Annotated in this window: 15 protein-coding genes; 11 read left to right on the top strand and 4 right to left on the bottom strand. The window is 50.2% G+C overall.

The genetic code is table 11. From position 1 onward, the window contains the following. Positions 1-282 precede the first annotated feature (282 nt). The 3 genes from sodA to yiiM all read left to right on the top strand — a co-directional run bounded on the left by sodA (position 283) and on the right by yiiM (position 2,969). A complete protein-coding gene (gene sodA / locus HBM92_RS23390) occupies positions 283-903 on the top strand; it encodes a superoxide dismutase [Mn] (protein ID WP_001298417.1) in 621 nt (206 codons plus the stop codon). Between the two features lie 259 nt (positions 904-1,162). After that, positions 1,163-2,146 carry a 2-keto-3-deoxygluconate transporter gene (gene kdgT, locus HBM92_RS23385; RefSeq protein WP_001166063.1) on the top strand — a complete coding sequence of 328 codons (984 nt, stop codon included), beginning with the start codon at positions 1,163-1,165 and terminating at the stop codon, positions 2,144-2,146. Between the two features lie 148 nt (positions 2,147-2,294). After that, positions 2,295-2,969, top strand: coding sequence for a 6-hydroxyaminopurine reductase (gene yiiM / locus HBM92_RS23380; protein WP_001270237.1), 675 nt, complete (start codon positions 2,295-2,297; stop codon positions 2,967-2,969). Between the two features lie 105 nt (positions 2,970-3,074). Here the strand turns inward: yiiM and cpxA are convergent, their stop codons facing one another. Together cpxA and cpxR are read right to left on the bottom strand one after the other, a co-directional pair. Continuing rightward, on the bottom strand, positions 3,075-4,448 hold the full coding sequence (gene cpxA / locus HBM92_RS23375) for an envelope stress sensor histidine kinase CpxA (protein ID WP_000580417.1): 1,374 nt from the start codon (positions 4,446-4,448) through the stop codon (positions 3,075-3,077). Beyond that, positions 4,445-5,143 carry an envelope stress response regulator transcription factor CpxR gene (gene cpxR / locus HBM92_RS23370; RefSeq protein ID WP_001033719.1) on the bottom strand — a complete coding sequence of 233 codons (699 nt, stop codon included), beginning with the start codon at positions 5,141-5,143 and terminating at the stop codon, positions 4,445-4,447. The genes cpxA and cpxR overlap by 4 nt, the downstream gene beginning before the upstream one ends. Before the next feature lie 149 nt (positions 5,144-5,292). On the opposite strand from cpxR, the gene cpxP reads away from it, so the two are divergent. The 5 genes from cpxP (at position 5,293) to cdh (ending at position 10,158) form a co-directional block, all read left to right on the top strand. After that, entirely contained in the window at positions 5,293-5,793 is a 501-nt protein-coding gene (gene cpxP / locus HBM92_RS23365) for a cell-envelope stress modulator CpxP (protein WP_001223800.1), read from the top strand. 148 nt (positions 5,794-5,941) lie between these two features. Further along, a complete protein-coding gene (gene fieF / locus HBM92_RS23360; RefSeq protein ID WP_001076748.1) occupies positions 5,942-6,844 on the top strand; it encodes a CDF family cation-efflux transporter FieF in 903 nt (300 codons plus the stop codon). A gap of 180 nt (positions 6,845-7,024) precedes the next feature. After that, positions 7,025-7,987 (top strand): 6-phosphofructokinase, encoded by a 963-nt coding sequence (pfkA, locus tag HBM92_RS23355; RefSeq protein ID WP_001318165.1) that lies wholly within the window; start codon positions 7,025-7,027, stop codon positions 7,985-7,987. Positions 7,988-8,306: 319 nt separating this feature from the next. After that, positions 8,307-9,296: a sulfate/thiosulfate ABC transporter substrate-binding protein Sbp gene (gene sbp / locus HBM92_RS23350; protein WP_000758729.1), complete on the top strand. Its 990-nt coding sequence runs from the start codon at positions 8,307-8,309 to the stop codon at positions 9,294-9,296. A 106-nt stretch (positions 9,297-9,402) separates the two neighbouring features. Further along, a complete protein-coding gene (gene cdh, locus HBM92_RS23345; protein ID WP_001298413.1) occupies positions 9,403-10,158 on the top strand; it encodes a CDP-diacylglycerol diphosphatase in 756 nt (251 codons plus the stop codon). A 54-nt stretch (positions 10,159-10,212) separates the two neighbouring features. Here cdh and tpiA read toward each other — a convergent pair whose 3' ends face one another. Further along, positions 10,213-10,980, bottom strand: coding sequence for a triose-phosphate isomerase (tpiA, locus tag HBM92_RS23340; protein WP_001216325.1), 768 nt, complete (start codon positions 10,978-10,980; stop codon positions 10,213-10,215). A gap of 107 nt (positions 10,981-11,087) precedes the next feature. Continuing rightward, on the bottom strand, positions 11,088-11,687 hold the full coding sequence (locus tag HBM92_RS23335) for a YiiQ family protein (protein WP_000802217.1): 600 nt from the start codon (positions 11,685-11,687) through the stop codon (positions 11,088-11,090). 100 nt (positions 11,688-11,787) lie between these two features. Between HBM92_RS23335 and HBM92_RS23330 the strand changes: the two genes are divergently transcribed. From HBM92_RS23330 to uspD, 3 genes are all read left to right on the top strand, one after another. Further along, the gene (locus HBM92_RS23330) at positions 11,788-12,228 is read left to right on the top strand and encodes a DUF805 domain-containing protein (RefSeq protein WP_000155265.1); all 441 of its coding nucleotides are present in this window, start codon (positions 11,788-11,790) and stop codon (positions 12,226-12,228) included. Positions 12,229-12,439: 211 nt separating this feature from the next. Beyond that, positions 12,440-12,739, top strand: coding sequence for a DUF406 domain-containing protein (locus HBM92_RS23325; RefSeq protein ID WP_000655986.1), 300 nt, complete (start codon positions 12,440-12,442; stop codon positions 12,737-12,739). Positions 12,740-12,765: 26 nt separating this feature from the next. Then, positions 12,766-13,194, top strand: coding sequence for a universal stress protein UspD (uspD, locus tag HBM92_RS23320; protein WP_000323555.1), 429 nt, complete (start codon positions 12,766-12,768; stop codon positions 13,192-13,194). The last annotated feature ends 3 nt before the right edge of the window (positions 13,195-13,197 follow it).

Raw genomic sequence — 13,197 nt, 5'->3', positions numbered from 1 at the left:
CTTATCCTCATCATTTTTTCGTCGCGTCACATCTCCGACGAGATGAGTGTAAAAATTGAGCTGTCGATTAACCTTTCGCCTGTTGCCGCCGCTGCCGATTTACTGGCAATCACGGCATTAAGTGGGTGATTTGCTTCACATCTTGGGCATTTTCCTGCAAAACCATACCCTTATGAAAAGTGCGGCATTGATAATCATTTTCAATATCATTTAATTAACTATAATGAACCAACTGCTTACGCGGCATTAACAATCGGCCGCCCGACAACACTGGAGATGAATATGAGTTATACCCTGCCATCCCTGCCGTATGCTTACGATGCCCTGGAACCGCACTTCGATAAGCAGACCATGGAAATCCACCACACCAAACACCATCAGACTTACGTCAACAACGCCAACGCGGCGCTGGAAAACCTGCCAGAATTTGCCAACCTGCCGGTTGAAGAGCTGATCACCAAACTGGACCAGCTGCCAGCAGACAAGAAAACCGTACTGCGCAATAACGCTGGTGGTCACGCTAACCACAGTCTGTTCTGGAAAGGTCTGAAAAAAGGCACCACCCTGCAGGGCGACCTGAAAGCGGCTATCGAACGTGATTTCGGTTCCGTTGATAATTTCAAAGCAGAATTTGAAAAAGCGGCAGCTTCCCGCTTTGGTTCCGGCTGGGCATGGCTGGTGCAAAAAGGCGATAAACTGGCGGTGGTTTCTACTGCTAACCAGGACTCTCCACTGATGGGCGAAGCCATTTCTGGCGCTTCCGGCTTCCCGATTCTGGGCCTGGATGTGTGGGAACATGCTTACTATCTGAAATTCCAGAACCGCCGTCCGGACTACATTAAAGAGTTCTGGAACGTGGTGAACTGGGACGAAGCAGCGGCACGTTTCGCGGCGAAAAAATAATCATTTGCCGCCTGCTGCAATGAGGCGTTTACGCCGCATTGCAGCTTAAAAAATGAACCATCGCCAACGGCGGTGGTTTTTTTGTGATCAATTTCAAAATAAAAACAATGATCCGATAAAAATAAAACAGCGTTTCAATTGGTGTGGTTTTGATCACTTTTATTGATCAAATGAATGTCTATCTTCGTTTCCATCAACACTGATGCTCCGTTGAGGAATGACGCATCAGCCCTTAAAAATATGCCGACAGGTGATGGAAATGCAGATAAAACGCTCGATTGAGAAAATCCCGGGGGGGATGATGCTCGTCCCGCTATTCCTTGGCGCACTGTGCCACACCTTCTCGCCGGGGGCGGGGAAATATTTTGGATCATTCACCAACGGGATGATTACCGGTACGGTGCCCATTCTGGCGGTGTGGTTTTTTTGCATGGGGGCGTCAATAAAATTAAGCGCGACGGGAACGGTACTGCGTAAATCCGGTACGCTGGTGGTAACTAAAATTGCCGTCGCGTGGGTGGTTGCGGCAATTGCCTCGCGCATTATTCCGGAACATGGTGTTGAAGTTGGATTTTTTGCCGGACTTTCAACGTTGGCGCTGGTGGCGGCGATGGATATGACCAACGGCGGACTTTACGCTTCCATCATGCAGCAGTACGGCACAAAAGAAGAAGCTGGGGCATTTGTGTTGATGTCGTTGGAGTCCGGGCCGCTCATGACGATGATTATTCTGGGCACTGCCGGGATTGCCTCGTTTGAACCGCATGTTTTCGTCGGCGCAGTATTGCCGTTCCTGGTGGGCTTTGCCCTGGGGAACCTTGACCCTGAGTTACGAGAATTTTTTAGCAAAGCGGTGCAGACGCTGATTCCATTCTTTGCCTTCGCACTGGGCAATACCATTGATTTGACTGTAATTGCCCAGACAGGTTTGCTGGGGATCCTGTTGGGTGTGGCAGTAATTATCGTGACCGGTATTCCGTTGATTATCGCCGATAAATTGATTGGCGGTGGCGATGGCACTGCCGGAATTGCCGCTTCCAGTTCCGCAGGGGCCGCGGTAGCGACACCTGTGCTGATTGCAGAAATGGTGCCTGCGTTTAAACCTATGGCTCCGGCAGCAACTTCGCTGGTAGCGACGGCGGTCATTGTGACTTCGATTCTGGTGCCAATTCTTACCTCTATCTGGTCACGTAAAGTCAAAGCCAGAGCGGCGAAAATCGAAATTTTAGGTACGGTGAAATAAACCAACTTCCTTAATCCCCACAGCCGGATGAACTAACGTTCGTCCGGTTTTCAATTGCGTTTCTGCCTGGATACTTACCGCGAAAACAGCACGCCTGACATAAAATAAATATGGTCTAATGGGGAAATTTCTCGTGGAGAGGGAACAGATGCGATATCCGGTTGATGTATACACAGGCAAGATTCAGGCTTATCCCGAAGGCAAACCCAGCGCAATTGCCAAAATCCAGGTTGATGGTGAGTTGATGCTGACGGACCTGGGGCTGGAAGGTGACGAACAGGCGGAGAAAAAGATCCACGGCGGGCCAGACAGAGCGCTGTGTCATTATCCTCGTGAGCATTATCTCTACTGGGCGCGGGAATTTCCGGAACAGGCGGAGCTGTTTGTTGCGCCTGCGTTTGGCGAAAATCTCTCAACCGACGGTCTGACGGAAAGTAATGTTTATATTGGTGATATTTTCCGCTGGGGAGAGGCATTAATTCAGGTCAGCCAGCCACGCTCACCTTGCTATAAACTCAATTACCATTTTGATATCAGCGATATAGCGCAGTTGATGCAAAACACGGGTAAAGTGGGGTGGTTGTATAGCGTAATTGCACCAGGGTTGGTATCTGCTGATGCGCCACTGGAGTTGGTTTCCCGTGTCAGCGATGTGACCGTGCAGGAGGCTGCCGCCATCGCATGGCATATGCCGTTTGATGACGATCAGTATCACCGTTTACTCTCCGCCGCAGGGTTATCGAAAAGCTGGACGCGAACGATGCAAAAGCGCCGACTGAGCGGCAAGATCGAAGATTTTTCCCGCCGATTGTGGGGAAAATAACCCCCGGAGTGTAGGCCTGATAAGACGCTATCAGCGTCGCATCAGGCATCCTGCTCAAATGCCGGATGCGGCGTAAACGCCTTATCCTGCCTACAAATGCGGAGTTTAACTCCGCTTATACAGCGGCAACCAAATCACCAGCCGTAAACCGCCCAGCGGGCTGTCTTCTGCCTTCACCCAGCCACGATGCTGCTGAATGGCGGTTTCAACAATCGCCAGCCCCAAACCTGTACCGCCAGATTCACGATCGCGTGCTTCGTCGGTCCGATAGAACGGACGGAAAATCTGTTCGCGATCTTCCGGGCTAACGCCAGGACCATCGTCGTCCACCGTAATGGTGATACCGTCTTTATCTACCGCAAAGCCCACTTCAATCTTCGTATGGGAATAACGCAGAGCATTACGAACAATGTTTTCCAGCGCACTTTCCAGGGCGTTCGGGTTGCCGTACAGCGGCCACGGCCCAGGTGGGAAGTTAACCGTCAACGACTTGCCCATTTGCTCGGCTTCGAACGCCGCGTTATCCAGCACTTCACTCCACAACTGGTTGGCTTTGATGGTCTCGCTAACCAGCGCATTTTTCTGCTGATTACGTGACATCACCAACAGATCGTTGATCATGCTGTCCAGACGTTGCGCTTCAGTTTCAATACGCTCCAGTTCCTTGCTTTCACCGCTACGACGGCGCAGTAACGCCGTACCCAGTTGCAGACGCGTCAGCGGGGTGCGCAGTTCGTGAGAGATATCAGAAAGTAGACGCTGCTGAGAGGTCATCATGCGCTCCAGCGCGGTGACCATCTGGTTAAAACTGGCACCGGCGGCAAGGAATTCCTGTGGCCCCGCTTCCAGTTCCGGGTGCTGGCGTAAGTTTCCCTGGGCAACTTCATCGGCAGCGTTTTTCAGCTTACGCGCCGGTTTTGCCAGACTCCAGGCCAACCACAACAGCAGCGGCGTACTGACCAGCATGGTGACAATCAGCAGTAATAGCGGGCGGTCAAACAGTAAGTTTATGAAATCGGATTGAGAACTGCTGGCCGGACGAATCAGATAAAGTTGGTAATTATCTTCGCCATCACGCACGGAGAACGGACCGACCAGTTCCACGCGGCCATACTTTTTCTTCTGCGGATGATCGGCGTTATCGGCCTGACCAATAAAGTTACGAATGATCTGCATTTCGCTGCGTTCAGCGCCGATCACGCGGCCTTCGGTGGTCACCAATAACAAACGCTGTCCTGGCGGTGCCCACTTATCAATCGCCCGGAACAGACGCCGCCACCACATTAAATCGTTGGGCGGATCGTTCGCCAGCTCCGCTTCGACATGCTGCTCAATCATCAGACCCTGACGCTGTTCGCTATCCAGAAGCTCGGTCATCTGGCGTGAATCGAGCTTGGGTAACATCAAAACCAACATCAACACCAGCGCCAGCGTCAGCCAGAAGATGGCGAAGATGCGCGCGGTTAAGCTGCCTATCATGAAGCAGAAACCATCAGATAGCCGCGACCACGCAGGGTTTTAAACCACGGGTGACCATCTTTACGATCCGGCAGTTTACGACGCAGGTTGGAAATGTGCATATCGATAGCGCGGTCGAAAGGCGTCAGGCGCTTGCCCAGCACTTCCTGGCTTAAATGCTCACGGGAAACCACCTGACCCAGATGCTGTGCCAGCAAATAGAGCAGGGTAAACTCAGTACCGGTTAACTCCAGCGTTTGCCCGTCGAAGCTGGCTTCCTGGCGACCAGGATTGAGACTTAAGGCATCAACTTCCAGTGTCGGTGAACCGTTGTCGTTGTTTTGCTGTTGTTCGCTCCAGTGCGAACGGCGCAGGATCGCGCGAATACGTGCCACCAGCTCACGATCATTAAACGGTTTCGGGAGATAGTCATCTGCGCCCAGCTCAAGCCCGAGAACGCGATCAAGTTCACTGCCGCGCGCCGTCAACATAATGACAGGCGTCTGGTGTGTCTGGCGAAGTGCTTTTAATGTGTCGATACCATTTTTCTTCGGCATCATTACATCAAGCAAAAGTAAATCAATGCTGTCGTCCAGAAGATCAAGCGCCTGTTCCCCATCGTGGGCAACAATCACGTTGAAGCCTTCCATCTCGAGCAGCTCCTTTAATAGGGAAGTCAGCTCTCGGTCATCATCAACTAACAGGATTTTATTCATTGTTTAAATACCTCCGAGGCAGAAATTACGTCATCAGACGTCGCTAATCCATGACTTTACGTTGTTTTACACCCCCTGACGCATGTTTGCAGCCTGAATCGTAAACTCTCTATCGTTGAATCGCGACAGAAAGATTTTGGGAGCAAATGATGCGCATAGTTACCGCTGCCGTCATGGCCTCAACGCTGGCAGTCAGTTCATTAAGCCACGCTGCTGAAGTCGGTTCAGGCGATAACTGGCATCCGGGTGAAGAACTTACGCAGCGCAGTACGCAGAGCCATATGTTCGACGGCATAAGTTTAACCGAACATCAGCGTCAGCAGATGCGAGATCTTATGCAACAGGCCCGGCACGAACAGCCTCCTGTTAATGTTAGCGAACTGGAGACAATGCATCGCCTTGTCACCGCAGAAAATTTTGATGAAAACGCTGTGCGCGCACAGGCAGAAAAAATGGCGAATGAGCAAATAGCTCGTCAGGTTGAGATGGCAAAAGTCCGCAACCAAATGTATCGCCTGTTAACGCCGGAGCAGCAAGCGGTTTTAAACGAGAAACATCAACAACGAATGGAGCAGTTGCGCGACGTGACGCAATGGCAAAAAAGTTCATCGTTGAAGCTATTGAGTAGTAGCAACTCACGTTCCCAGTAGTAAACCCTGTTTTCCTTGCCATAGACACCATCCCTGTCTTCCCCCACATGATGTGGGGGTTTTTTTTATCCTCAATTTGCCTGCTGCTTAATGCATTGCAGATGATTTGCTTCCGTTATACTACCGTCAGTTGATAGCGGGAGTATTTATGAATCAATCTTATGGACGGCTGGTCAGTCGGGCGGCGATTGCTGCGACGGCGATGGCTTCGCTGCTATTGCTGATTAAAATTTTTGCATGGTGGTATACCGGGTCGGTGAGTATTCTCGCCGCGCTGGTGGATTCGCTGGTGGATATCGGCGCGTCGTTGACGAATTTACTGGTGGTGCGATATTCCCTGCAACCTGCCGACGATAATCACTCGTTTGGTCACGGTAAAGCTGAGTCCCTCGCGGCGCTGGCGCAAAGTATGTTTATCTCCGGTTCGGCACTATTCCTGTTTTTGACGGGTATTCAACATCTGGTATCTCCAACACCGATGACAGATCCAGGCGTCGGGGTTATCGTGACAATTGTGGCGCTAATTTGTACGATTATCCTTGTCTCGTTTCAGCGTTGGGTGGTGCGCCGGACGCAAAGCCAGGCGGTGCGGGCTGATATGCTACATTACCAGTCTGATGTTATGATGAACGGCGCAATTCTGCTGGCGCTGGGGTTGTCCTGGTACGGCTGGCATCGCGCCGATGCTCTGTTTGCATTGGGGATCGGCATCTATATTTTATATAGCGCGTTACGCATGGGATATGAGGCGGTACAGTCATTACTGGATCGCGCATTGCCTGATGAGGAACGGCAAGAAATTATTGATATCGTGACTTCCTGGCCGGGTGTTAGCGGCGCTCACGATCTTCGCACGCGGCAGTCAGGGCCGACCCGCTTTATTCAGATTCATTTGGAAATGGAAGACTCTCTGCCTTTGGTTCAGGCACATATGGTGGCGGATCAGGTAGAGCAGGCTATTTTACGGCGTTTTCCGGGATCGGATGTGATTATCCATCAGGACCCCTGTTCCGTCGTACCCAGGGAGGGTAAACGGTCTATGCTTTCATAATCAGTATAAAAGAGAGCCAGACCCGCATTTTGTGTATAAAATACCGCCATTTGGCCTGACCTGAATCAATTCAGCAGGAAGTGATTGTTATACTATTTGCACATTCGTTGGATCACTTCGATGTGCAAGAAGACTTCCGGCAACAGATTTCATTTTGCATTCCAAAGTTCAGAGGTAGTCATGATTAAGAAAATCGGTGTGTTGACAAGCGGCGGTGATGCGCCAGGCATGAACGCCGCAATTCGCGGGGTTGTTCGTTCTGCGCTGACAGAAGGTCTGGAAGTAATGGGCATTTATGACGGCTATCTGGGTCTGTATGAAGACCGTATGGTACAGCTAGACCGTTACAGCGTTTCTGACATGATCAACCGTGGTGGTACGTTCCTCGGTTCTGCGCGTTTCCCGGAATTCCGCGACGAGAACATCCGCGCCGTGGCTATCGAAAACCTGAAAAAACGTGGGATCGACGCGCTGGTGGTTATCGGCGGTGACGGTTCCTACATGGGTGCAATGCGTCTGACCGAAATGGGCTTCCCGTGCATCGGCCTGCCGGGCACTATCGACAACGACATCAAAGGCACTGACTACACTATCGGTTTCTTCACTGCGCTGAGCACCGTTGTAGAAGCGATCGACCGTCTGCGTGACACCTCTTCTTCTCACCAGCGTATTTCCGTGGTGGAAGTGATGGGCCGTTATTGTGGCGATCTGACGTTGGCTGCGGCTATTGCCGGCGGCTGTGAATTCGTTGTGGTTCCGGAAGTTGAATTCAGCCGTGAAGACCTGGTAAACGAAATCAAAGCGGGTATCGCGAAAGGTAAAAAACACGCGATCGTGGCGATTACCGAACATATGTGTGATGTTGACGAACTGGCGCATTTCATCGAGAAAGAAACCGGTCGTGAAACCCGCGCAACTGTGCTGGGCCACATCCAGCGCGGTGGTTCTCCGGTGCCTTACGACCGTATTCTGGCTTCCCGTATGGGCGCTTACGCTATCGAGCTGCTGCTGGCAGGTTACGGTGGTCGTTGCGTAGGTATCCAGAACGAACAGCTGGTTCACCACGACATCATCGACGCTATCGAAAACATGAAGCGTCCGTTCAAAGGCGACTGGCTGGACTGCGCGAAAAAACTGTATTAATGATTTCGGAAAAAGGCAGATTCCTTTAGCCTGAAACCGATGACAGAAGCAAAAAGGCCTGATGCGCTTCGCTTATCAGGCCTACATGAATTCTGTAATCTATTGAATTTGCAAACTTTTGTAGGCCGGATAAGGCGTTTGTGCCGCATCCGGCATGGACAAAGCGCACTTTGTCAGCAATATGAGGCGGATTTCTTCCGCCTTTTTAATCCCCCAACATATACTCGCAAGTTATAGCCAATCTTTTTTTATTCTTTAATGTTTGGTCAACCTTCTGGCACGCTTTGCTCATCACAACACAACATAAGAGAGTCGGGCGATGAAAAAGTGGGGCGTAGGGTTAACATTTTTGCTGGCGGCAACCAGCGTTATGGCAAAGGATATTCAGCTTCTTAACGTTTCATATGATCCAACGCGCGAATTGTACGAACAGTACAACAAGGCATTCAGCGCCCACTGGAAACAGCAAACTGGCGATAACGTGGTGATTCGTCAGTCACACGGTGGTTCAGGCAAACAAGCGACGTCGGTAATCAACGGTATTGAAGCTGATGTTGTCACTCTGGCTCTGGCCTATGACGTGGACGCAATTGCGGAACGCGGGCGGATTGATAAAGAGTGGATCAAACGTCTGCCGGATAATTCCGCACCGTACACTTCCACCATTGTTTTCCTGGTACGTAAGGGTAATCCGAAGCAGATCCATGACTGGAACGATCTGATTAAACCGGGTGTTTCGGTGATCACGCCTAATCCGAAAAGCTCTGGTGGCGCGCGCTGGAATTACCTGGCAGCCTGGGGCTACGCGCTGCATCACAACAACAACGATCAGGCAAAAGCACAGGATTTTGTTCGGGCACTGTATAAAAACGTCGAAGTTCTGGATTCTGGCGCGCGCGGATCCACTAACACTTTTGTCGAGCGCGGAATTGGCGATGTACTGATTGCCTGGGAAAATGAAGCTCTGCTGGCAGCGAATGAACTGGGGAAAGATAAATTCGAAATCGTCACGCCGAGTGAGTCTATCCTCGCAGAGCCAACCGTGTCGGTGGTCAATAAAGTGGTCGAGAAAAAAGGCACCAAAGAGGTGGCGGAAGCCTACCTGAAATATCTCTACTCGCCAGAAGGTCAGGAAATTGCAGCGAAAAACTACTACCGTCCGCGCGACGCTGAGGTAGCGAAAAAGTACGAAAATGCGTTTCCAAAATTGAAGTTATTCACCATTGATGAAGAGTTCGGCGGCTGGACGAAAGCGCAAAAAGAGCATTTTGCTAACGGCGGTACGTTCGATCAGATCAGCAAACGCTGATTTCCCCAGGATAATTATCAAGCCCGGTGGTTTCTCGCGACTGGGTTTTTTATTTGTCACGATTTTGCGTTACCCTTGCATCTCTTTGAGGTACAGGGAAAAAAAGATGAAAAAAGCGGGTCTTCTTTTTTTGGTGATGATAGTTATCGCCGTTGTGGCTGCCGGTATTGGTTACTGGAAATTAACCGGTGAAGAGTCAGACACGTTACGTAAGATTGTTCTTGAGCAATGTTTGCCCAACCAGCAGGAAAACCAAAACCCGTCGCCATGTGCGGAAGTCAAACCCAACGCCGGATACGTGGTTTTAAAAGATCGTCATGGCCCACTGCAATATCTGTTGATGCCAACGTACCGTATTAACGGTACTGAAAGCCCATTGTTGACCGATCCGTCAACGCCTAATTTTTTCTGGTTAGCCTGGCAGGCGCGTGATTTTATGAGCCAAAAATACGGCCAGCCTGTTCCCGATCGCGCGGTATCTCTGGCGATCAACTCCCGCACCGGGCGTACGCAAAACCATTTTCATATTCATATTTCTTGTATTCGTCCTGATGTGCGCGAACAGCTGGATAACAATCTGGCGAACATCAGTAGCCGCTGGTTGCCACTGCCAGGTGGTTTGCGTGGGCATGAGTACCTGGCGCGTCGGGTAACGGAAAGCGAACTGGTACAACGCAGCCCATTTATGATGCTGGCGGAAGAAGTGCCTGAGGCGCGGGAACATATGGGAAGCTACGGGCTGGCGATGGTACGGCAGAGTGATAACTCATTTGTATTGCTGGCGACACAACGAAATCTACTGACGCTGAACCGTGCTTCAGCCGAAGAAATCCAGGATCATCAGTGTGAGATTTTGCGTTAAGGCGAGGAGTTTAGGAAAGTAAGTGCCGGATATGAAATCCGGCACCTGTCAGACTTAAGCCTGTTTAGCCGCTTCTGCAGCTTTAACGATCACGGCGAAAGCGTCAGCTTTCAGAGAAGCACCGCCAACCAGCGCGCCGTCGATGTCTGGCTGAGCAAACAGTTCTGCAGCGTTAGACGCGTTTACAGAGCCGCCGTACTGAATGATCACTTGTTCAGCGATGTTAGCGTCAACTTTAGCAATGTGGTCACGGATGAATTTGTGAACAGCCTGTGCCTGAGCCGGAGTTGCAGATTTGCCAGTACCGATTGCCCATACAGGTTCGTAAGCGATAACCGCACCTTCGAATGCCGCAGCACCCTGAGTTTTCAGTACCGCGTCGATCTGACGTGCACAAACTTCTTCAGTTTTGCCCGCTTCGTTTTCCGCTTCGGTTTCACCGATGCACAGAACCGGAGTCAGTCCCTGCTCTTTCAGCACCGCGAATTTTTTCGCGATCAGTTCGTCAGATTCTTTGTGGTAAGTACGACGTTCAGAGTGGCCGATGATGATGTACTGTGCGCCGATGTCTTTCAGCATAGCAGCAGAGGTTTCACCGGTGAATGCGCCGGACAGGTTCAGGTCCACGTTTTGCGCACCCAGCATGATGTGGCTGCCTTCAGCTTCACGCTTCGCCATATCGATGTACATTTCCGGTGGTGCGATTGCAACCGCACAGCCAGCAACACCTGCCAGCTCTTTACGCAGGTTAGATACCAGCTCGTGAACCATGTGGCGGCTGCCGTTCAGTTTCCAGTTACCCATCACTAAAGGATGTCGCATTTTAATTCTCCACGCTTATAAGCGAATAAAGGAAGATGGCCGCCCCGCAGGGCAGCAGGTCTGTGAAACAGTATAGAGATTCATCGGCACAAAGGCTTTGCTTTTTGTCATTTATTCAAACCTTCAAGCGATTCAGATAGCGCCAGCTTAATCGGTTCAACAGCGAAGGTCAGCCCCTTTTCGCCGTTGTCCGCGACAACATAACGCAGTGCACCTTCTGTCTCGGTGTAATAACGTTTGTTTTTCCCCGCCGTTAGTAGCGACTGCAGTTTTTTCTGACTTTGAGTTTTGGTCATTAATGGGGTGAGTGTGCGGATCACCGCTGCCATGTATGCCTGAGCTTTCGCTTTCGCGGCTTTTTGCTCTGGCCCCTGGATGGGTAGCCAGGTTATTTGAATGCTTTTGATTTTTAAGGTACCGCGCTCCAGCGCAGTAGAAGCATACAAGTTCTCGTTAATTTTACTTGCTGCACGAGTGAGATTGGCTTTGTCGGGACTGCTGTCGATGGCACGAAATTCGTTCAGTGGCAGGCTGGGATTCTGGCTGTTAAAGTCTTCTCGAAACTGGCTGATGGAGAGATCGAAAGTAGGGGCTCCAGCCAGCAGATAAGGCGCGGTCGTTGCCGTATCTGGTGTTTGTGCATGCGCCGTTGTTGTAACGGTTAATGCAGAACATAAGAGAAAAAACAGCGTACACCCTGGCTTCATTGACAGTACCTTTTGTTATGACTGGCTCCGATTAAAACGATATCTGTCGCCCTTGTCAAAAGGGTAGAATCCTGGAAAAGACAACCATCAAGGAACTTACATGACCATACAGCAATGGTTATTCTCATTTAAAGGGCGTATTGGACGCCGTGATTTCTGGATTTGGATAGGCCTGTGGTTCGCAGGCATGCTGGTGCTTTTCTCACTGGCGGGTAAAAATTTACTCGATATTCAGACCGCGGCGTTTTGCCTTGTGTGCTCGCTTTGGCCAACAGCGGCAGTAACCGTTAAGCGCTTGCATGATCGCGGGCGTTCCGGCGCATGGGCATTTCTGATGATTGTGGCGTGGATGCTGCTGGCGGGTAACTGGGCGATTTTACCGGGTGTCTGGCAATGGGCGGTGGGGCGTTTTGTCCCGACGTTGATTCTGGTGATGATGCTTATCGATCTTGGTGCGTTTGTTGGCACACAAGGCGAAAATAAATATGGTAAAGATACCCAGGATGTGAAGTATAAAGCCGACAATAAATCAAGTAATTAACCTTTAATATATCTCTTATCGCTATTTTTTTCCGGGATTGTTATTTCCACGATGCAAGTGACAATGCCCGGAAAATCCTTCTGAACTCTTCACCTTAAGCAATATCAAAAAAAATGGTAATCCATAAGATCATTACTTGTTTGTTCTTCCTTTAACGGCGCATTATTCTTAAGTCGTAATCGACAGAGAGGCGAATATACAGAGGTGCCCTATGAAAGATGTCGTAGATAAATGCAGTACTAAAGGATGTGCGATTGATATCGGTACGGTGATTGATAACGACAACTGTACCAGTAAGTTTTCGCGCTTTTTTGCCACCCGCGAAGAAGCAGAGTCCTTTATGACCAAACTGAAAGAGCTTGCCGCCGCTGCATCCTCTGCAGATGAAGGGGCCAGCGTGGCCTATAAGATTAAGGATCTGGAAGGGCAAGTTGAGCTTGATGCGGCCTTCACCTTCTCATGCCAGGCCGAGATGATTATTTTTGAGTTATCACTGCGTTCGTTAGCTTGATGGAGTTGCTTTAGAAGGAGTTAAATATGGCTTATAAACACATTGGCGTGGCAATTTCCGGGAATGAAGAAGATGCCTTACTGGTGAATAAAGCCCTGGAGCTCGCCAGACATAATGACGCTCACCTGACGTTAATTCATATTGATGATGGCTTAAGCGAGTTGTATCCGGGTATCTACTTCCCTGCAACAGAAGATATTCTTCAATTGTTGAAGAATAAGTCGGATAACAAGCTGTATAAACTGACGAAAAATATTCAATGGCCGAAGACAAAACTGCGTATTGAACGCGGAGAAATGCCGGAAACACTGCTGGAAATTATGCAAAAAGAGCAGTGCGACCTCCTTGTCTGTGGTCATCACCACTCATTTATCAACCGTTTGATGCCGGCATATCGCGGGATGATCAATAAGTTGAGTGCGGATCTCTTGATCGTGCCGTTTATCGACAAGTAACCG

Source organism: Escherichia sp. E.sYA108, from assembly GCF_011754335.1.
Taxonomy (GTDB): domain Bacteria; phylum Pseudomonadota; class Gammaproteobacteria; order Enterobacterales; family Enterobacteriaceae; genus Escherichia; species Escherichia coli.
This window is presented reverse-complemented; position numbering and strand designations above follow the sequence as displayed.

Coding starts and splice junctions, on each gene's coding strand:
- tpiA (WP_001216325.1), bottom strand. CDS start 10,980: ATGCGACATCCTTTAGTGATGGGTAACTGGAAACTGAACGGCAGCCGC.
- HBM92_RS23330 (WP_000155265.1), top strand. CDS start 11,788: ATGACCATACAGCAATGGTTATTCTCATTTAAAGGGCGTATTGGACGC.
- uspD (WP_000323555.1), top strand. CDS start 12,766: ATGGCTTATAAACACATTGGCGTGGCAATTTCCGGGAATGAAGAAGAT.
- cpxP (WP_001223800.1), top strand. CDS start 5,293: ATGCGCATAGTTACCGCTGCCGTCATGGCCTCAACGCTGGCAGTCAGT.
- HBM92_RS23325 (WP_000655986.1), top strand. CDS start 12,440: ATGAAAGATGTCGTAGATAAATGCAGTACTAAAGGATGTGCGATTGAT.
- yiiM (WP_001270237.1), top strand. CDS start 2,295: ATGCGATATCCGGTTGATGTATACACAGGCAAGATTCAGGCTTATCCC.
- cdh (WP_001298413.1), top strand. CDS start 9,403: ATGAAAAAAGCGGGTCTTCTTTTTTTGGTGATGATAGTTATCGCCGTT.
- HBM92_RS23335 (WP_000802217.1), bottom strand. CDS start 11,687: ATGAAGCCAGGGTGTACGCTGTTTTTTCTCTTATGTTCTGCATTAACC.
- sodA (WP_001298417.1), top strand. CDS start 283: ATGAGTTATACCCTGCCATCCCTGCCGTATGCTTACGATGCCCTGGAA.
- sbp (WP_000758729.1), top strand. CDS start 8,307: ATGAAAAAGTGGGGCGTAGGGTTAACATTTTTGCTGGCGGCAACCAGC.
- pfkA (WP_001318165.1), top strand. CDS start 7,025: ATGATTAAGAAAATCGGTGTGTTGACAAGCGGCGGTGATGCGCCAGGC.
- cpxR (WP_001033719.1), bottom strand. CDS start 5,143: ATGAATAAAATCCTGTTAGTTGATGATGACCGAGAGCTGACTTCCCTA.
- kdgT (WP_001166063.1), top strand. CDS start 1,163: ATGCAGATAAAACGCTCGATTGAGAAAATCCCGGGGGGGATGATGCTC.
- fieF (WP_001076748.1), top strand. CDS start 5,942: ATGAATCAATCTTATGGACGGCTGGTCAGTCGGGCGGCGATTGCTGCG.
- cpxA (WP_000580417.1), bottom strand. CDS start 4,448: ATGATAGGCAGCTTAACCGCGCGCATCTTCGCCATCTTCTGGCTGACG.